Source organism: Bacillus thuringiensis (assembly GCF_001595725.1).
Classification (GTDB): Bacteria; Bacillota; Bacilli; order Bacillales; family Bacillaceae_G; genus Bacillus_A; species Bacillus_A thuringiensis_K.
In genome coordinates this window covers 1,725,192-1,745,596 of sequence record NZ_CP014282.1, presented here as the reverse complement: position 1 = coordinate 1,745,596, position 20,405 = coordinate 1,725,192, and the positions used below count along the sequence as shown (strand labels likewise).

The window sequence follows — 20,405 nt, the reverse complement described above, 5'->3', positions numbered from 1 at the left end:
TGAATAAGCAGCTATCCATAGGATAACTGCTTCCTATTATTCTGGCTTATTAGGAATGTTTTGATTTGGAACATAGCCAGATTTATAATCTGTATAATTCACTTCCGTTACCATCCCTGCTGAAGCATGATGTAGGTCGTGACAGTGGAACATCCACTCACCAGGATTGTCTGCTACAAAGGCTACTTCATATTCTTCTCCTGGCTTCAAATTCAATGTGTCTTTAACAATCGGAGAACCTTCTATCGGTTTTCCATCTTTACTCAACACCTGGAAGAAATGACCATGTAAATGCATTGGGTGATCATCCATTTTAGAACGATTTACCAACTTCACTTTTACTAAATCACCCTTTTTCACTTGAATTGGGTCAATATCCGGAAATACCTTTCCGTTAATTGTATATACCATTTCATTTCCATTCATTTGCGTATTTAAGTCCATATTATATGTGGCAGTATACTCTTGATTTAACGTGAAACTTCCTAATTTTTTAGTACCATATTTCATTATATCTACTTTCGGTAATTTTTCTTTTTCGTTTGCTTTATCTTTCATCTCTTTGCTGCCATCATATTCAATAATAGCTTTCATTCCTTTTGCATCTTTATTTTTCGAATGGTCTTCAACATACCATTTCCCAGTATTATTAGCAGTAAATTCAATATCATAACGTTCACCCGGTGCGATTGAAATTACTTTATCCTTTATAACTTTTGGATCGTTTATTGGTTGACCATCTGTCGCAATTACTTTTATATCATGACCGTGAACATGTATATCATGTAATAGATAACCAGCATTAACGAGTCGAAGACGAACTTTATCTCCCTTATTCACTTTCAATGGCACTACTAAATCACCGCTTTTTCCATTGATTGTGAATAAATCATACATACTCATATCATGACCTTCCATCTTCATATTTCCATGGTCCATTGTCATATTGCCAGAATCTTTTTGATCACTGTCCATGTCCATACCGGAATGATCCATGCCGTTCTTATCATCATTCTTTTCCCCATTTTCATTACCTTTAGATTTATTACCTATTTGCCCTTTTGTCATTTCTTTTAACTGCTTATTCATTTCTTCTTTATCTGTAACCCATTCATCCAACATTAATGTGTAATCTTTATCATATTTTTCCTTTGTATCTTCTACAATGAGCGCTCCATACAAACCTCTATCTAATTGATTTACAGAATCTTGATGCGAGTGATACCAGTACGTTCCTGGTACGTTCGCTTCAAATTCGTAAGTGAAACTTTTTCCTGGTTCAACTGCATCTTGTGTCACGCCTGGAATTCCATCCATGTTATTTGGGACAGGATATCCATGCCAATGAATAGATACTGGTGCAGATAATTCATTTTTTAATGTCACTTTCACCTTTTCACCTTTTTTCACCCGAATTTCTGGACCAGGAGATGAGCCATTAAATGTCCAGACTGGAACAATAACACCGTTACTTAACTTTTGCTTTTCTTCTTTCGCTATTAAAGTAACTTCTGGTCCTTTTTCAACTTTCAATGGTTTTGTAGCTGTTTCAGTCTGTAGTGTTTTTTTATCTTTCATATTTTTATGATCATTTGTTGTATTTGTGGCCAAAGAACATGCAGCAATTAAAAATATTACAGAGACCGTAACAGCTGTTAATACAAATCGCTTCATGGAAAATCCCTCCTTCTTATTTTTCAAAATCATTATAGAAGTTGATTTTCAAGAAAATAAGGAGATGTAATTAGATTTTACGTAACTTAATTGGAAAATTACTAAAAGCGGAGACTTTACAGGAAGCGAATATTTTAGAAAGACAAAATACTTTCCTTGTAACGACTATATTAGCCGTTCTCATATTTGTTTTGACGTTATTTCTTATGAAACAATAACACTACTATTATTAAATTAAGAAAAATGTAGCTAAAATGCTCTTCACAAAAGAACTTACATTTTTGTATAATAAGAACTAATGTTCTTCACAGACAATGGACTCAAATTACACAAATATATCAAATAGAAGAGGATTGATATACGATGAAAATTGATAGACCAAAAATTTCACCAGAGTTATCTTCAAAGAATTTTCAAGATATTTTTTATGAAGAAGATCCAACATTGGAAGTGTGTGAAATTATAGACTCCACTTTCGAAAATGAATCTGTAGATAGAGTGCGGTTATATGATGCGGTGATAAAAAACTGTAAGTTTACTAATACAGACTTTAGCAATATTGATATTACAGATGTTTGTTTTGAAAACTGTGATTTATCAAATGTTAATTTAAGCAATTCTTCTGTTCACAGAGTCGAATTTAAAAACAGTAAATTAATCGGAGTAAATTTCACAGAATCTAGCTTAGGAAATGTTAAATTTGAGAATTCAATTTTGAATTTAGCGGCATTTGGAAATTCTAAACTAGAAAAAATCATCTTCAATGAAACTTCATTAAATAATGCAGATTTTTTTGACTGTAAACTTAAAAAAGTTGAATTCCAATTATGTAGTCTTAATGAAGCTAATTTTGATCAGACATCACTGAAGGGGATAGATATTAGTTCCTCTACCTTTGATACACTTACAGTTTCAGTGAACGATTTAAGAGGATGTAAAGTATCGACATATCAAGCTGTTCAGTTTGCTACTTTATTAGGATTAATAATTAAAGATTAGTATTTCGAAGAAAAGAACCCTATCCCGAATCATGGATTTTTTAATTGTCCACGATTCGAGATAAAGTTCAAATAAATTAGTGATGACTCTTTTATTATTTAACTACAGCTTGGTTTCCTTTTACATGTTCATTATTTACACTCATAAATTCTTCAATTTCTTCAACTTCCCTAATGATATCTTTTGACAAGTTTTCATACCCGTCTTTCGTTATAAGAATGTCATCTTCAATACGAATTCCAATTGATTCTCCTTCAATATAAAGACCAGGTTCAATTGTTATAACCATACCTTCTTCTAACACTCTATCTTTATATGTTCCTACATCATGTGTATCTAAACCAAGGAAATGGCTGACACCATGATAATAGTATTTTGATAACTCTTCATCTTCTTGAATTAAACCAATTGCTTTACACTCTTCTGCCAGTACCTTTTTTGTATGCTCATTTAATGCAGCGAACTTTAATCCTGGCTTAATAATCTCTGTTGTTTCTTTTAATGCTTTTAATACAATATTATAAATTTGTTTTTGGCGACTAGAGAATGTTCCATTTGCCGGGAATGTATAACTAATATCAGCGTTATAGTAGTCTTTTTGAGCACCTAAATCTAGTAATACTAAGTCACCATTTTGAATTTGTGCATCATTATCTTCATAATGAAGAACTGTAGCATTTTTCCCACTCGCCAAAATTGTATTGAACGCATGGTACTTAATGCCAGATGACTTCAGTGTAAAATCAAATTGTGCTTCTAATTCATACTCCATCATGCCTGCTTTTGCATGCTTAAGTACGTTGTAAATACCGTCTTTCGTTATAGCAATCGCTTCTTTAATAATTTCAATTTCTTCCTCTGTTTTAAATACTCGTAATTCACAAATGTTCGGATATACATTACCAATTGTTACGTGTGGGTATTTTTCTCTTACATGTTTAGCAAATGCTAATGTTTTTGTCTCCGTACCATTCCAATCACGACGTTCTATATCTAAATATAGATGCTTCGCATTTTCTGTAAAAAGTATATTTGACATTGTCTTTTCAAAGCTATCTAAATATACAACTTTCTTTATACCTGAAATTTTCTCTGCTTCTTCGTTAGAAACTGTTTTACCGACCCATTTTTCCATTACTGGATCTGACTTTTCAATGAAAAGTGTTTCTTCAACACTACTTCCAACCTTTTTCAGCATAAAAATAACATTTGGTTCATCGATTCCCGTTAAGTAGTAAAAATTACGATTCGGTACAAATTTATAATGTGCATCAGCTGACATATGCGGTGCTTGTCCCGCAAATAAAATCGTAATAGATCCCTCTGGTAATGTGTTTGCTAATCGTTCTCTATTTTGAGCAAAAAATGTTGATTTCATAATAATCCTCCTAGTGTTCTATGTATGCTTGTGAAACTAATCATCAATACAATTCATTCTATTATTGTTATAATTTTTCGTCAATTTTTAACTTAATTTTAGATAGTATTGACACAAACAACTAAACAAGTTACAATAACTATAAATTAGTAAGCAGCTAATTCATTTTAAAATAAGAGGTGAACAAAATGCAAAACATTTTATTCCGTATTAATGAATTATCAAAAAAAGAAAGAACATCTGGATTAACAGTTGATGAAAAACAAGAACAACAAATGTTGCGCCAAAACTATACAGAAACATTTCGTGGAAGCCTAGATTCCATTTTATTAAATACAAAAATTGTTGATCCTAATGGTCTTAACGTTACACCAGTTGCATTACAAGATGCTCAAATACGTTTAAAATTAAGCAAATGAGTTCCGCGCTAAAGAATTTCAATAAAACATAAACAGAGCTGGATTTCCTATATAGAAATTCCAGCTCTGTTTATTGTCTTTTCTAATTTAGTAAACGAGCGATACATCGCAATTCTCCACGACACAATCATCGCAAATGCAAGTAAGAAAAACATTACGCTTAACTCTGCCAAATCAATTGATTGGCTTAAATATGACTTTAATGCCACGCGTACAGCTAATAAGCCTACTAAAATGAATATGAATGCTTTTGAAGGTTTCATAAATATATGTTCGCCTTTTATTTCGAACTTAGTTGTTTTAATAAGAAAAATAGAGAAAATAAGCCCTATACTAATTGCCTCGACTATTTCTAACGATGTTAATCGAAAGTCAGGTAAAAAGTACATCATCGCGCCTGTACTCATAAAAATTGTTGGCAATATAATTTTCTTTTTCGTTACCGGCTTTTTCACTGCTTTAAAACGTAGAAACATTACCCAACAGCCATACAAACTGCTACGATACTTGATAAAAGTGCTATCATACTTTCCACTCCTATCTATTTAAATGACTTTTTTAGCAGAATCATAAACCAATAAGTAACTACATGCCATATTATAGAATTTCTTCATTATATTCCTCCTGCTGTAAACTTTCCATATTCACTGCAATCATTTTACGCAAAGTTTATGAACGGAATATGAACAAAAAAGCCATTCTGCAATTAATAATTGCAGAATGGCTTTTTAACTTATTTTAAATCGTCAATTGTGAAAGCACCTGGAAGTAATTGCTCAACAGTCACTTCTTTTTCATCACCTTTTACATTCGTTAATAATACAGGCATTTTCGGATCACAGAATTCAGCAATTACTTGTCTACACGCACCACATGGTGAAATCGGGCCATCAGTTTCTCCTGTAATAACTAAGTAACTAAAATCGCGCTCACCTTCTGATACTGCTTTAAATATTGCTGTTCTTTCTGCACAGTTACATAAACCGTAAGAAGCATTTTCTATATTACAACCAGTATAGATTTTCCCTTCTTTCGTAACTAACGCTGCGCCAACAGGAAATTTAGAATACGGAATATACGCTTTCGATAACATCTTGTTTGCTTCTTCAATATATTTTTTCTTATCCATATTATTTCCCCCTCAAAGTAAATGAAATGATGATTAGTCAGTAATAACTGTATGAACTAATTTAGGAGCCACTGCTGTTTCAGCGATAGAGATGTTCTCATAAATTTTTGCTTTTACATCTTCTACATTTTCACGATTTGCGTAGATTGTTACGAATGGCTCGCCTTCTTTTACTGCATCGCCAACTTTTTTACGTAACATTAATCCTACTGCTAAATCGATTTCATCTTCCTTCGTTGCACGACCTGCACCAAGTAACATAGCTGCAATACCAATCTCATCTGCAACAATGTTAGAAATAACACCTGAAGTTTTTGCAGGTACATCAATTACATACTTAGCTTGTGGCATTTTTTCTGGATTGTCTACAATTGAGCTATCTCCGCCTTGATTGCTTAAGAACTCTTTAAATTTCGCAGTTGCTTTTCCGTTTTTCATCACTTCAATTAGCATTTCACGAGCTTCTTCTAACGTATTTGCTTTTTTCGCAAGTACGACCATTTGACTTCCTAATACAAGTACTAATTCTGTTAAATCTTCTGGACCTTCACCTTTTAACGTATCAATCGCTTCTTTCACTTCTAGAGCATTACCAATCGCAAATCCAAGAGGTTGTGACATATCTGAAATAACTGCCATTGTTTGACGTCCTACATTATTTCCGATACGTACCATTGCATGTGCTAATTCTTTTGCATCTTCTTCTGTTTTCATAAATGCACCAGCACCTGTTTTTACATCAAGTACGATTGCATCAGCACCAGCTGCAATTTTTTTACTCATAATTGAACTTGCGATTAAAGGAATTGAGTTAACAGTTCCTGTTACGTCACGTAATGCATAAATCTTTTTATCTGCAGGTGTTAAGTTTCCTGTTTGTCCAATAACAGCTACTTTGTCACGGTTTACAATATCGATGAATTGTTCTTTCGTAATTTCAACGTGGAATCCTTCTACTGCTTCTAATTTATCAATTGTTCCGCCAGTATGTCCTAAACCACGACCAGACATTTTTGCTACTGGTACATCTAAAGCAGCAACTAATGGTCCTAATACTAAAGTTGTTGTATCACCAACACCGCCAGTTGAATGTTTGTCTACTTTAATTCCTTCAATTGCTGATAAGTCGATCGTTTCTCCAGACTCAACCATCGCCATCGTTAAATCTGCACGTTCGCGATCTGTCATATCTTTAAAGAAGATTGCCATTGCAAGCGCACTCACTTGATAATCAGGAATACTTCCGTCTGTATATCCATTAATAAAGAATTTGATTTCTTCAGTCGTTAATTCTTTGCCGTCACGCTTTTTTGCAATAATATCTACCATTCTCATCACAATCACCATTCCTTTTTATATTATATAAATCTATTAAAATAATAAGCCAACGATTGTTGCTGATAAGAAACTTACTAACGTTGCACCGAATAGTAATTTCAAACCAAATCTTGCGACTACATTCCCTTGCTTTTCATTTAAGCTCTTAACTGCTCCTGCAATAATCCCAATTGAAGAGAAGTTTGCAAATGAAACTAAGAATACAGAGATAATCGCTGTCGTTCTATCTGAGAAATTAAAGTTTCCTTGTGCTAAATCTGTCATAGCGACAAATTCATTTGATACTAATTTTGTTGCCATAATATTTCCGGCATTAACTGCTTCATGCCAAGGTACACCCATAATAAATGCAAATGGTGCAAATACATAACCAAGAATTTCTTGGAATGAAATACCGATTACACCTTTAAATACTGCATTAATGAATGCGATAAGAGCTACGAAACCAATTAACATAGCTGCTACTGTAATCGCAACTTTAAATCCATCAATAATGTATTCGCCTAATACTTCAAAGAAGGTCTTCTTCTCTTCTTCTTGTACTTCTAACATATCTTCTTCCTCAGTAACCTCATACGGGTTAATGATAGAAGCAATGATGAAGCCACCGAATAAGTTAAGTACTAAAGCGGTTACAACATATTGTGGTTTTAATAAAACCATATATGATCCAACGATAGACATAGAAACGGTAGACATTGCTGATGCACATAATGTATACATTCTTTTTTCTGGCAATAACCCTAGTTGTTTCTTAACTGAAATAAACACTTCAGATTGTCCTAAAATCGCAGAAGCAACAGCGTTATATGATTCTAGTTTCCCCATTCCATTTACTTTACTTAATGCTAGACCGATAGATTTCACAATAATAGGTAATACTTTAATATGTTGCAAAATACCTATTAAGGCTGATATAAATACGATTGGCATTAATACACTTAAAAAGAACGAAAACTCTTTTTGATTTACTAATCCACCAAATACGAAATTCACACCGTCAGCGGCATATTTTAATAACTCTCCAAAACCATCTGCTATTCCGCTAATTAATATATTCCCTATACTTGTATTTAATAATAGAAACCCCAAAATGAATTGTAATATAACCATCGTTATGATTGGACGATATTTGACTTTCTTTCTATCATTACTAGCAAGCCAAGCGATACCTAAAATCAATACGAGGCCAAAAACACCGATTAAGTATTTCATAAGTCGTTTCCTCCCATTCGTATCCGCTTACATTTTTTTCAATTGTTAAAGCAATAGATATACTTTAAACGTATATCTATTGCTTTAACCTTTTATCGATTAGTAGTTATCTGTAGCACCTTTTGCATCATTTAATACGATTGCAACACTAGCACTTGCTCCAACGCGAGAAGCTCCAGCAGCTACCATTTTGTCTGCATCTTCACGTGTACGAACACCGCCAGATGCTTTTACACCAACGTTTGGTCCTACTGTTTTACGCATTAATGCGATATCTTCAGCAGTTGCTCCGCCAGTTGAGAATCCAGTTGAAGTTTTTACGAAGTCAGCACCAGCTTTTACTGATAATTCACAAGCGCGTACTTTTTCTTCATCTGTTAATAGGCAAGTTTCAATGATTACTTTTACAAGAGCTTTTCCTTTTGCTGCTTGTACTACTTCATAAATATCTTTTTCAACAAGTTCGTTGTCGCCATCTTTTAAAGCACCTACGTTGATTACCATATCAACTTCAGTTGCACCTTTTGCGATAGCATCTTTTGTTTCAAATGCTTTTGTTTCAGTCGTGCTTGCTCCTAATGGGAAACCGATTACAGTACAAACGTCTACATCATGTCCAGCTAGTTCATCAGCCGCTAATTTTACCCATGTTGGGTTAATACAAACAGAAGCGAATTTATATTCCTTTGCTTCTTCGATTACTTTCATAACATCTTCTTTAGTAGTATTAGCTTTTAAAATTGTATGGTCAATTAACTTTGCAATGTTCATTATCTTCACTCCTCATATCTTTTAACAACTTCATTCTAACTCTTAGTTGAACAAATGTAAATATACTTTTGAAATTTTGTTCATTCTTTTTTAAAAGGAATTTTCTTGTAGTAAGTAAAGCTCATTCTAACTAAGAAACACTTCTCATTTAAAATCAAAACTTTTATATTAACAATGGTAGTATGTATCTCTATATCCAGAATTATTTTTAAAGAGGCAATTTGTGTTCAAAAAAACACCTATCATTCATACATAACAAAATAAAAGGCATTCTCAAAATTAACATTTTGAGAACGCCTTTTATTTCTAATCTTTTTGATAATGCAACAATTCTTTTGCTGTATGCTGATCGATAATTAATACATTTGCATACCCGCCACGTAACGCACCATCAATTGCTTTTATTTTTCTATTACCACCTGCAACTAAAATAGAGCGTTTCTTTAATTTCAGTTCCTCTAACTCAATTCCAATGGTACGCTTATTGATTTCTTCGCTACTAATATTTCCGTCTCCATCAAAGAAACGTGAACAAATGTCACCGACCGATTGTTTTTTGAGTAAATTTGTTTCATCCTTATCGAAATAACCTAATCGTAATAATAGCGCTTCGTCTCGCACTGTTCCTACAGTAAAAATTGCAATATTCGCTTGTTTTCCCATTTCGATAATGTGATGAATATGTCGATCCTGCTCCACTAATTCTTTTGTCACTGCATTATCAAATATAACTGGAAGAGGTAGATTTCTTGGCGTCGTTTGAAAAGCATCTGCAAATAAAGCTATCGTCTCATTCGCATATGTATTTACACTTGAATGACTAATACCACCTTTTAGCTGGACAACCTCTACCCCTTTTACATGTTGCGGTACGATTTTTCTAGCGATTTCATACATAGTCATGCCCCAGCTTACACCAACAATATCACCGTTTTTAACCGTCTTTTCCATATACTCAGCAGCATATTTACTTATATACTCTGTAATCGTTGCATATTCCGGCACTGGAGAAAATACAACATGTGCCTCTAACAAGTTGTACTTTTCTTTCAGTAAATTCCCAACGTTATCTAAATCCGCAAATGGATCAGCGATGCTAATTTGAACAAACCCTTTTTCTTTCGCGTACTTTAACAATCTAGAAATCGTCGGTCTTGAAATATTTAATTTGTTAGCAATTTCTTGCTGACTATAATCTGATTGATAATATAATCTTGCAACTTCAACGCTTAATTGTTGTTTATCTTTTTCCATAGTAACTCATTACAAATCCCTTCCTGTATTTCCCTTTCGTTACAAGCATTATACAGCTTTATGCAAAAAAATTCGACTACCGAATTTTATCTAACTGAACTTCTATTCCACTTAATATATATAATGAAAACTTATTGTGTAGATTTACAAACTGAATATAGAAACACTTAAAACATATAAATCGGTTTATATGTAATTCTTTATTGCTTTTTCTGTAGTAACGATAACAAAGCCGTTCAATAAGAAACATGAATATCGTCTAAAAAGCTATTCAAATACCCCTCATAAACAAAAGATACTGTTCATAAGGGGTATGTATTCAATTTAAGTTTATAAAAATCGGATGGAAACACTGCAAGTTCTCACTTATTTAGAATAGGAGAAAAGATGATGTTTTATTTGTTCAATAAAATAATGATGGTGTATATTATCGTTAGATACTCGACTTGCCATAATAGCCCCCTCCATTGAAGATGCAAGAAAGGAAGCAAGTGATATAACCTCTATATCTTCTTTAAGTTCTTGTTTCTCTATTCCTTCTTTTATGAGAGAAGCCATTAACATTACTGTATCATCATAACCTTTTGCTGCTGCTTTTTGTAATTCTGGAAATACTCCAGTACTTTCAATTGCGCTATTAAGTAATGGACAGCCTCCAGCAATAGGAGGATTATTAGCTGCATCTTGATATACAAGGAAAATTGCAAGGATTTTATCGATTGCTGTCTTTTTATTTTCCATTGCTTTATGAAAATGACTCCACATAATCTCACCACTTTTGTCGTAGGCAGCAAGGACAATTTCTTCTTTACTTTTGAATCTACGATAAATAGATCCTTTAGGTAGTTCAGTAGCTGTCATTATATCCTGGATGGATGTGCGAGTTATCCCATTAGTATTAAATAAATATAAAGATGTTTCAATAATTTTTTCTTTAACCTTATCAACTTTAGTCATGCTTTGTAATCCTCCTAATAAAAACGAGCTTAATATTCCAGGTGATATTTACCATCTATTTTCTTGAATTTTTTTGTAAGTATAAAGAAGTTTGGAGCGAAAATATCTTATCAACCCCTATATTATGTGAACCTCAAACAATACAGTTTGAAAAGAGGTTAATCAAATTGTATTATCTATATCATTCAAATGAATTTTCTGTCAAAATTAACATGACCAATTATTTAATTCAGTCATGTTATACAACTAATTTCACCTAACTTCGTAGTAGGTGTAAAAATATATAGTTAATTTTAATGTATAGACATATGATTATTATATATAATTTTTATTAATATGTTTAGCTAAAGTGTTTGAACTACTCCCACTTTCACTTCATTCTATAAAAGATTAACCATTAATGATTACTGGAATTAAATTGTAACAAAGCAACTGAAATATAAATATATTTGCTTTTTTCCATTTTGATTTTGTTAATACTTTATAAAAAGGGTTTAAAAAACTAGAAACTTGTAGTATCATTAGATTTCGATTCGGACCGAACCGTCCGGTTTAGAATCTTATATAAATATATTTAGAAGGAGATCGTTATGCAGAAAGAAAAATCAAAAATTATAGGTAATTTAATTATGGGGGCAATACAGTGAACTTTATAAAAATGAATAAAAAAGAAATCATTATGCTAATAATCTTTACACTGTTTGTACCATTTCAAATTGGCTTGTACATACTATTTGGCATATCACTTTTAGCTAATGTCAATTTAGTTGAATCAGAATTTGTTCTTAGTGCAATCGGTTTTACTGTACCTGCTATTGTAGGAATCATTTGCTTTAGGAAAGAAATTATTGAAAGTTTTACTTATTTTAAAGAGAAGACAATTTTGAAAATAGTAAGTATTCCTATGGTAGTTTTATTTACGTTAATTGTGGAACAGTGTGTTATGTATTTTCTAGCAACTGGTCAACCAGAGAACCAAGAGCAGCTCCTTGAAACTGGTGCAGAGGTACCTCTTGTATTTACATTGCTTGTATTTGGTATTCTGGGTCCAATACTTGAAGAAATTGTATTTCGCCACATATTAATAAATCGTTTTTCTTACCATATTGGTACTGCTATTGCATCTATCATTTCGATTATGATTTTTACACTTCTTCATACGAACCAACTTTCGGATATTGCTATTTATTTACCTGGATCGTTGATACTTACTGCGGCTTATCTTATTTCTAAAAGATCCATTGCATATGTTATAGCGATACACATGTTAAACAATTGCCTTGGTTTCATTCTGTAAGAAACTAGACTTGTTTCTGGTGCCAAAAATACTTTTTCTATGGCATAAGAAAGCTAATCAAAAATTATAATATATTAGGAGAGTGTCAGTCATGATTGTAACAACAACTTCTGGAATTCAAGGTAAAGAGATTATTGAGTATATTGATATTGTAAATGGTGAAGCTATTATGGGTGCAAATATTGTCCGCGATGTATTCGCTTCCGTTCGTGATGTTGTCGGTGGCCGTGTTGGTGCTTATGAAAGTAAGCTAAAAGACGCTCGTGATATTGCAATGGGCGAAATGAAAGAACTTGCAAAAGAAAAAGGTGCGAACGCTATCGTTGGTATTGACGTAGATTACGAAGTTGTTCGTGATGGAATGTTAATGGTTGCTGTCAGTGGTACAGCTGTACGTATATAAGTAAATAAAAAAAACGGTTCCTCCCTTGGAATTTATACTTTGATGGGAGATCCTGGTTCTGTTGCAGATTTTAAAGAATAAAACGAGAAATAATCAACTTTTTTATTTCTCGTTTTATCTACATATTTATTTTTGGAAAAACAATCTAACTCCAAATACTAATAATATGGCGCCTGTAATACCCTCTATTGTACGGTTCACTCTTTCTTTTCTTAAAAAAGTTCTTAATTGACGTATGAGTGAGATGTAAAGTAAATACCATATTGCTGTCAAAGTCGTAAATGTGACTCCTAATAAAAGAAATTGGAGGAAATGATTTTGATTACTCACAATAAATTGGGGTAAAAAACTAAGGAAAAATACAGCGGTTTTTGGATTTAAAATTGCCGTAGTAAATCCTTGTCTAAAGCTTTTAATTGCCCCAATATCCTTAGAGTCCATTTCTGCTGAACCTGACATATCTTCTTTTTTATGTAAGGCACTTTTAATTGACTTTACAGCTAAATAAATTAAATAAACAGCCCCAGCATATTTTATAAATGTAAATAACATAGCAAATTTCATTAAGATAGCAGAAAGTCCTAACGTAGCCATTATTGTATGAATCATCATTCCAGATATCGTTCCTAAAACAGTCTTTATCCCGCCATTTTTACCATGCGAGATAGTATTTTTTGTAACTAGTGCAAAACCAGGACCAGGCATCATTATGATTAGCATTGCTGTAAGGATAAATAATAGATAATTTTCCATGTTGTAGTATTTCCTCTCCAATTTTTAGTTTTGCTTACAGTATAGCTTTTTTCATTAAAACATTACATATAAAAGACTTGATCAGAAATTTATTTAGGTTATTCGTATCAATTTGATTAAATATTACCCAATAGCCACATTGATAAAACACATGACAAACTTATATATAATTACAAGTTCAACTCTCACAAAAAAAAAACGGAATAAAAAATAAACAGCGGAACTAGCCCACTGTTTACTTTGCCACACCTTCATGTAATCTTTCTGTATAATCCTTTACATCTTTCCAGCTATCTTTCGCTGTATGTAAATCTTCTTTTATAAACGTAAACTCTTCCGGACTAATTCCTTTTACATTTTGTAGTAAATTATTATATTTTGCACCTACTGTATACCATTGATTTGATATGTTTTGTAGTGCTGTAATTGCTGCATCAATTGTTTCCGTCATGTTTGTTGTTTTATTTTTTACATCAGTCAAAATTACGATTTCTGCTTGTGCTCCTGAAATTCTATCTTTTAAATTAGCTATCTCTCTTTCTGCATTTGCGATATCTTTTTTTGCAACCGCAATCATCGGCCCGCCAGCAAGACATGTTATTAGTGCTACGCAAAGTACGCCACCAGCAATGACCATATCATTACTCTTTTTAATCGAATCGTTATATGTATTGATTTGTTGCTCTAGAGCTGGAATGCCAGCATTCGTACTTGCCAATATCGCTGTTAATTGATTTGTATCCTCTTTAAAACTATTTGTATCTTTCGCCATTCTATCGCGAAAGGCTTTCAAATCTCCTAATAATACATCTACCTCATTTTGATTCTTTACAATATCCGCATACAACTTTTCTAAATCAGCTTTTAATTTTCCGCTATCCTTTTGATCAATCGCTATTAACATGTCATTATAATACGATTGAAACGTATTATTGTAATTAATAATATTTTGATCCGTTTTCATAATTTGAGGCTTCATATTATTTAACCAATATGCCGCATTAATTTTTGCATCTCTTTGATGCTGAATCATATTCCCTTTAAATTCACTGTTAATCGAACTTATTTTACTTAAATCCGTCTCTTGTTGATTTTGAATTAATTTTGCATATGAATCCATTGCAAATATACTTGATGTCGTTTGTGCCATTACATCTTGGAATCCAGCTGGTCCAAGAGAATAGTTTTTCACATTTTCTTGTAGCACCTTTACATTTTGTTCTGCTGCAAAAGGATGTAAAGGAAATGCGTTACTAGTTGCCACCCCAGCAATCATTACCGCTAAAAGACATTTTTTATAAAATCTTTTCTGCATATTTTTCACCTATTCTCTTTATAAGGATATCAAAAGCTCCTGCTCACAACTGAACAGGAGCTTCAAATCATTCATCAACACTTAACGCTCTAACGATTCGTATTCGATTATGCTTTTTTCGTATCTACTACTTTAATATCTTCAGCATAAATCTTTTCTGCATAGTCTTTAATGTTTTTCCAGCTATCTTTCGCAATATTTAAATCTTCTTTAATGAAAACAAGGTCGTTTGGACTAATTGAATCCACATTTTGAAGTAGAGAATTGTATTTTGATCCCATTGTATACCATTGGTTTGAAATATTTTGTAACGCTGTAATTGCAGTATCAATTGTATTTGTTAAATACTCTGTTTGTGTTTTAATGTTCGTTAATCCAGCTACTTCTAATTGCGCAGTTGTAACTTGTCCTGTTATCTTTTGAATTTCTGCTTGTGCATTATCAAGCTCTTTCTTCGCTAATACAATTCCAGCTGTACCACCGCCTACAGCTGCTGCACCACCTGCAATTAATGCTACTCCTAGCGGTGTTCCTGCGCCCGTAGCAATAACTACTGCACCACCAATAATTGCAATTGGTCCTAGAGCTGTCGCAACAGATGAACCGATAATAATTGCATTATATTTACTAATTGCTTCATTGTACGTTGTAATTTGATTTTGCAGAAGCGGAATTCCTGCATCTTGACTAGCTAATATAGATGTAATTTGATTTGCATCACCCTTGAAGTTTTGCGTATCCGACGTCATTTTATTTCGGAATTTCTTCAAGTCTTCTACTAACTGATCCACTTGCGCTTTATTTTCATTAATACTACTTGATAATCTAGTTAGGCCTTTCGTAAGAGTCGTTTTATCTTTTGCATCTACCGCAGCAACTAAAGTATCATAATAGTTTTGAAATTTCGTATTGTAGTTAATGATGTTTTGATTCGTTGAAATAAGCTGTGGCTTTAATACATCTAACCATTGCTTCGCATTTCCTCTAGCTGTATCTTGGTGCTGAATCACTTTTCCTTTTAAAGCTGCATCAACAGTCGATACATTTCCAAAGTTAACATTACCTTGTTTAATAATTGTTAAAGCATACAGATCCATTACTAAAGCATTTGAACCTGTTCTTTCCATTGCATCTTTCAAGCCTTCTGGTCCTAATGAATATTCTTCATAGTCATTATAAGCTTTTGCTACCGCATGAACTGGAGCTTGTTTCACTGTACTTTCAGCTGCATACGTATGAGCCGGCATAATATTTCCTGCTGCAAATACTGCCATAAGTGCTGATAGAGCCATTACTTTATATGGTTTTTTTGTCATTTTTCTTCTCTCCCTATATCGCTAATTATTTTTCTATTTAATGTACTTCAACGTTTGTAACGTAATCTTCAAATTGATTTGTTTGCTTATTCATTTCATCACTTACTTTTTTAATTTGATTAAAATGTTTTTGAAGTAAACTACTGTCTGTATACGTGCCTTCTTCAACATTTGTTTGAATTTGAATCATATTATTATTTAAAACTTTCCAATCGGTTAATAACGTTTCTAAAGTTGTAATTTGACGATCAATTAATTCTGTAAAGCTATTTACTTGATCTTCAACGAATGTAATTTGAGTCGCCTCTGCTTCAGTTTGTGATAACTTTTGAATAAGTGGCAATAACTCTTTTTGCTTTTGTTGAATGCGAAGAGCTGCTTCCCTCGTTTGACTATCTGCAGCATTTACAATTTCATTACTTAAAGTACCAATAGAAACAAAATCGATTGTTTTCGTTTGTGCAGTTTGATTTGTGATTGTAAATACTTGTTTACCGATATTAATAGAACCTTTAATGATTTCTTGAGGTCTATTCAAAATAGTAGTTAGTTCAGCTTGAATTTCCCCTTGAATTCTTTTAATATCTTCTCTTAATTTCACAATATCTCCACTTGATCCTTGCAGTGTTTTTATTGCTTCATCGGCTTTAATTGATAAGTTGTTACTATCTTTGTCTAATACTGTTTTAAATCGATTTAACTCTAATAAATCTTGCTCCATACTCTCTTGGATGCTCTGTACTTGCAATTGTAATTTTCCATATGCACTCATAAAATCTACTTTTGCTTGCTGATCTTCATTTACGTTTCCTGCTAGTTCATAGAGCTTACTATAATAGCTATTGAATCTAGTGCTGTATCTCATCATCTCTTGATTTAAGTCAATTAGCTTCGGATTATATTCATCAATCCACTCTCGTACGTTCGCCTTTGCAAACTTTTGATGATTCGTTAAGCTACTCATCGCATTCACCTTAATGTCTGGCTGTTGCAAAATAATTAATCCGTATGCTTGAATAAGCGGTGATTGTGATCCTAACATTCTAATTGAATTGGATAATGTATTTGGAGCAATTACATTTTGCGCATATACTGTTTTCACTTCCGTTTGCCCCTCCTTAGCGTAAGCGCTTACAGGAATGAAGCAACTCGTAGATACTGCTGTAACCAATAACCCTGTAATTAAAGTCTTTTTCACTTTAACTCCTCCTATGTATTAGCAACTATTACTATCGCATTTTATTATTCTATTTTCTTGCCCATAATTTGAGATGGTTAAAATAGAGAACGTTCTCAACGTGATCTATGCATGAACCACCTCTCTCGTATTGCTACAGTACTTACTTATCGTCACAAAACATTTCATTATTTTTCATATGTGTTTAGTACGAATAATATTGTATAAATTTTCTATTTCATCGAAATTCCCACATTCACACAGTGAATATATTACATAAAAATATTATTCATTTAAAACTAAACAACATACGTAAATATGAAATTTCATTTTGTTTTCATATAAGTTTTGTACTGTAAGGTCATTTAAACACAGCTGTTTATATATCGTAAAGAAGTATTTTCATTCCCTTTATTTTCAAGCTTTCATGTCCTTATTTCAAAATATAATCCGATTCACTTTATCGATTGAAATATCTACATATCACAACAGAAAACACTACTTTCAAATAACCAATGAAGTTATATTAGTATAATTTTTAATCCCATATGCAATTATGCATAGCATATACACAAAAAGGATAGCTTCATTTTCACAAAGCTATCCTTAAAAATCTTCTTATTTTTTTAAATGATATGGAACTGTCGTAATAACAACATTTCTTTTATAAAGTAAATACGCACGTATGAGTAAACTGGATTGATTATGAAGAATGTTATGCCAACCTTTTTTCGGAATGAACTGTGGTATAACGACCGTAACGCGGTAATTCGATTCACTTGCCTTATATTGCACTGTATCAATGAACTTTGTTAGCGGCTGAATAATACTTCTATAATGAGAATGTAATGTAACAAGCCTTACTTCAGGTTGCCACTTCTTCCATTTCACTTCAAATTTCTTTTCCTCTTCTCTGTCAAAAGCAACATATACTGCGATAACTTGATCTGCCGAAAGAGATTTTGCATAGTTCAATGAATTTTCTACTACATGCGTCATACCTGCTACAGGAACGACAATTACATTCCCCTCAATTGGAATAAGAGGTTCGCAAGTTTTTAAACTTAATTGATCACCCACTGCATCATAATGCTTCTTAATTCGATGGAATAAGAAGATAATAACTGGTAAGAAAATAAGAATCGACCAAACTTGTGCAAATTTAGTTAAGAAGAACATGCTCATTACGATAAAACTAATAACTGCACCAATTAAATTAATCGTTAATCTTAAAGCCCATCCTTCAGGCTTTTCGCGAAGCCATTTTAATACCATCCCTGTTTGAGAAAGTGTAAATGGAATAAATACACCTACTGCATATAACGGAATTAAATGTTCTGTTTGTCCTTGGAAAGCTACAATTAAAATAATCGAAGCAACTCCAAGTATAATAATACCGTTTGAGTAACCTAGACGGTCTCCTCTAATCGTAAACATTCTCGGTATGAATTTATCTTTTGCAAGGTTAACCGCTAATAAAGGAAATGCAGAATAACCTGTATTAGCAGCGAGAATTAATATTAAAGCTGTTGTACCTTGTATGAAATAGTACATGAAATTACGTCCAAATGTTTGTTCAGCAATTTGAGAAACAACTGTTACTTCTTTACTCGGAGTCACTCCGTAATAATAAGCTAAAAATACAATTCCTGAAAATAACACAGCAAGTAATGCACCCATTGCAAGCAATGTTTTTGCAGCATTGTTTGGCGCAGGATCTTTAAAGTTCGGAATTGCATTTGAAATTGCTTCAACACCTGTTAAAGCCGAACTACCTGATGCAAATGCTCTTAGTAATAAAAACAAACTAATTCCTGCAACTGGTGTACCAATCGGCGCATGTAAAGTGGGTGAAACATGACCAGTTAAAATATTATATATGCCTACACCAATTAATATAAATAGTGCTAAAACAAATAAATAAACAGGATATGCTAAAACGGAAGCTGATTCCGTTACTCCTCTTAAGTTTAATATTGTAATTAATATAACAAATATAACCGCAATAATTACATTGTGTGCATGTAAGCTAGGAAACGCAGACGTAATTGCATCTGTACCAGCGGACACACTTACCGCAACAGTTAAAATATAGTCAACTAATAAAGATCCTCCAGCAATTAAGCCTGGATTCATTCCTAAATTTTCTTTTGATACAACATACGCTCCCCCGCCATGCGGATAAGCAAAAATAATTTGACGATATGATAAAATAAGGGCTGTCAATAGTACTAATACCCCAACAGCGATCGGAATGGAATACCAATAAGCGATCGCTCCAACACCTGCTAAAGCAATTAAAATTTGCTCTGGACCGTAAGCAACTGATGACAATGCGTCAGAAGATAAAATAGCTAAAGCTTTCGTTTTATTAAGCTTTTGTTCTCCAAGCTCTGTTGATTTTAACGGTCTTCCAATTAAAAATCTTTTAATAGATGAAACCAATGCTGTCCACTCTCCAATAATTTTGTACGAACTTTTCTGCTTGTTACAGCCAGTAAACTATTTCTTCAGAAAACAAAAAATGTCTACAAGCCATAGCGAAATAGACTTGTAGACATTATTTTTTTTGTCGCACAAGCTCCACCTTCCTTCTCAATATAACGCTTACGAGGTTAGCTGTCGGATTCGGGCCTATGAGTAGCCCTACCTTTTTTAAGGATTCACCCCATCGGATTATGTACTAATCCGTAAAAACGGGTCCCCCGTACCATGCGGTTTCAGCGATTTAGAAAATTGAAACTGTGGATTATAATACTCCTTTATTTTCAAAAAGTAAACAAAAATTTTTAATAAGAAAAAAATTAAAATGATTGTGCATAATCCACTGAGAAATATACATAATGAATACTAAAAAATCCGCAAAGGAGACCCCTATGTCTAAAGAAAAGAAGCCTATTTTTTCCGATTCATATTTAGATGCAGTAGCAAATGAAATTAATCAGTTATATGGTAAACGTGAACAGGAAATAAATTTGACAGATAGAACGAAAAGAAATAAATAATTTGT

Annotated in this window: 18 protein-coding genes, 1 pseudogene and 1 riboswitch; of the genes and pseudogenes, 5 read left to right on the top strand and 14 right to left on the bottom strand. The window is 32.8% G+C overall.

The features are described 5' to 3' along the window. Window positions 1-36: 36 nt before the first annotated feature. A complete protein-coding gene (locus tag AXW78_RS08865) occupies window positions 37-1,674 on the bottom strand; it encodes a multicopper oxidase family protein (RefSeq protein WP_061884008.1) in 1,638 nt (545 codons plus the stop codon). A gap of 363 nt (window positions 1,675-2,037) precedes the next feature. Here AXW78_RS08865 and AXW78_RS08860 point away from each other — a divergent pair, with 363 nt between their 5' ends. Beyond that, window positions 2,038-2,673 carry a pentapeptide repeat-containing protein gene (locus AXW78_RS08860; RefSeq protein ID WP_000687272.1) on the top strand — a complete coding sequence of 212 codons (636 nt, stop codon included), beginning with the start codon at window positions 2,038-2,040 and terminating at the stop codon, window positions 2,671-2,673. A gap of 94 nt (window positions 2,674-2,767) precedes the next feature. Here the strand turns inward: AXW78_RS08860 and AXW78_RS08855 are convergent, their stop codons facing one another. After that, window positions 2,768-4,051 carry an aminopeptidase P family protein gene (locus AXW78_RS08855; RefSeq protein ID WP_000842969.1) on the bottom strand — a complete coding sequence of 428 codons (1,284 nt, stop codon included), beginning with the start codon at window positions 4,049-4,051 and terminating at the stop codon, window positions 2,768-2,770. Between the two features lie 188 nt (window positions 4,052-4,239). Here AXW78_RS08855 and AXW78_RS08850 point away from each other — a divergent pair, with 188 nt between their 5' ends. Further along, a complete protein-coding gene (locus tag AXW78_RS08850; RefSeq protein WP_001179616.1) occupies window positions 4,240-4,470 on the top strand; it encodes a DUF896 domain-containing protein in 231 nt (76 codons plus the stop codon). Between the two features lie 47 nt (window positions 4,471-4,517). On the opposite strand, the pseudogene AXW78_RS08845 reads toward AXW78_RS08850, so the two are convergent. From AXW78_RS08845 to AXW78_RS08815, 7 genes and pseudogenes are all read right to left on the bottom strand, one after another. Continuing rightward, window positions 4,518-4,996, bottom strand: a pseudogene (locus AXW78_RS08845) (CcdC family protein). Window positions 4,997-5,203: 207 nt separating this feature from the next. Next, entirely contained in the window at window positions 5,204-5,599 is a 396-nt protein-coding gene (locus AXW78_RS08840) for a cytidine deaminase (protein WP_000358533.1), read from the bottom strand. A 33-nt stretch (window positions 5,600-5,632) separates the two neighbouring features. Next, a complete protein-coding gene (locus AXW78_RS08835; RefSeq protein WP_002093946.1) occupies window positions 5,633-6,934 on the bottom strand; it encodes a pyrimidine-nucleoside phosphorylase in 1,302 nt (433 codons plus the stop codon). A 36-nt stretch (window positions 6,935-6,970) separates the two neighbouring features. Continuing rightward, complete coding sequence (locus AXW78_RS08830) at window positions 6,971-8,152, bottom strand: NupC/NupG family nucleoside CNT transporter (protein WP_000876175.1); 1,182 nt, start codon at window positions 8,150-8,152, stop codon at window positions 6,971-6,973. 99 nt (window positions 8,153-8,251) lie between these two features. Continuing rightward, window positions 8,252-8,923 carry a deoxyribose-phosphate aldolase gene (deoC, locus tag AXW78_RS08825; RefSeq protein WP_001017441.1) on the bottom strand — a complete coding sequence of 224 codons (672 nt, stop codon included), beginning with the start codon at window positions 8,921-8,923 and terminating at the stop codon, window positions 8,252-8,254. A gap of 306 nt (window positions 8,924-9,229) precedes the next feature. Beyond that, window positions 9,230-10,177 (bottom strand): DNA-binding transcriptional repressor DeoR, encoded by a 948-nt coding sequence (locus AXW78_RS08820; RefSeq protein ID WP_061884007.1) that lies wholly within the window; start codon window positions 10,175-10,177, stop codon window positions 9,230-9,232. A 366-nt stretch (window positions 10,178-10,543) separates the two neighbouring features. After that, window positions 10,544-11,134 carry a TetR/AcrR family transcriptional regulator gene (locus AXW78_RS08815; RefSeq protein ID WP_000169650.1) on the bottom strand — a complete coding sequence of 197 codons (591 nt, stop codon included), beginning with the start codon at window positions 11,132-11,134 and terminating at the stop codon, window positions 10,544-10,546. A 643-nt stretch (window positions 11,135-11,777) separates the two neighbouring features. Between AXW78_RS08815 and AXW78_RS08810 the strand changes: the two genes are divergently transcribed. Then, window positions 11,778-12,431 carry a CPBP family intramembrane glutamic endopeptidase gene (locus AXW78_RS08810; RefSeq protein WP_001009301.1) on the top strand — a complete coding sequence of 218 codons (654 nt, stop codon included), beginning with the start codon at window positions 11,778-11,780 and terminating at the stop codon, window positions 12,429-12,431. Between the two features lie 91 nt (window positions 12,432-12,522). Then, entirely contained in the window at window positions 12,523-12,834 is a 312-nt protein-coding gene (locus AXW78_RS08805) for a heavy metal-binding domain-containing protein (RefSeq protein WP_000637518.1), read from the top strand. Between the two features lie 126 nt (window positions 12,835-12,960). On the opposite strand, the gene AXW78_RS08800 is transcribed toward AXW78_RS08805, so the two are convergent. The 5 genes from AXW78_RS08800 to AXW78_RS08780 form a co-directional block, all read right to left on the bottom strand. Then, the gene (locus AXW78_RS08800; RefSeq protein WP_000433000.1) at window positions 12,961-13,587 is read right to left on the bottom strand and encodes a LysE family translocator; all 627 of its coding nucleotides are present in this window, start codon (window positions 13,585-13,587) and stop codon (window positions 12,961-12,963) included. A gap of 235 nt (window positions 13,588-13,822) precedes the next feature. Continuing rightward, window positions 13,823-14,902, bottom strand: a complete 1,080-nt coding sequence (gene nheC / locus AXW78_RS08795; protein WP_061884006.1) for a non-hemolytic enterotoxin NHE subunit C — start codon at window positions 14,900-14,902, stop codon at window positions 13,823-13,825. Window positions 14,903-15,009: 107 nt separating this feature from the next. Then, window positions 15,010-16,218 carry a non-hemolytic enterotoxin NHE subunit B gene (nheB, locus tag AXW78_RS08790; RefSeq protein ID WP_000162982.1) on the bottom strand — a complete coding sequence of 403 codons (1,209 nt, stop codon included), beginning with the start codon at window positions 16,216-16,218 and terminating at the stop codon, window positions 15,010-15,012. Window positions 16,219-16,255: 37 nt separating this feature from the next. Then, window positions 16,256-17,416: a non-hemolytic enterotoxin NHE subunit A gene (gene nheA / locus AXW78_RS08785; RefSeq protein ID WP_061884005.1), complete on the bottom strand. Its 1,161-nt coding sequence runs from the start codon at window positions 17,414-17,416 to the stop codon at window positions 16,256-16,258. A gap of 597 nt (window positions 17,417-18,013) precedes the next feature. Then, window positions 18,014-19,840 (bottom strand): APC family permease, encoded by a 1,827-nt coding sequence (locus AXW78_RS08780; protein WP_061884004.1) that lies wholly within the window; start codon window positions 19,838-19,840, stop codon window positions 18,014-18,016. 144 nt (window positions 19,841-19,984) lie between these two features. After that, window positions 19,985-20,131, bottom strand: a riboswitch (cyclic di-AMP (ydaO/yuaA leader). Window positions 20,132-20,271: 140 nt separating this feature from the next. Between AXW78_RS08780 and AXW78_RS35240 the strand changes: the two genes are divergently transcribed. Further along, window positions 20,272-20,400 (top strand): hypothetical protein, encoded by a 129-nt coding sequence (locus AXW78_RS35240; protein ID WP_000031873.1) that lies wholly within the window; start codon window positions 20,272-20,274, stop codon window positions 20,398-20,400. Window positions 20,401-20,405 lie beyond the last annotated feature (5 nt).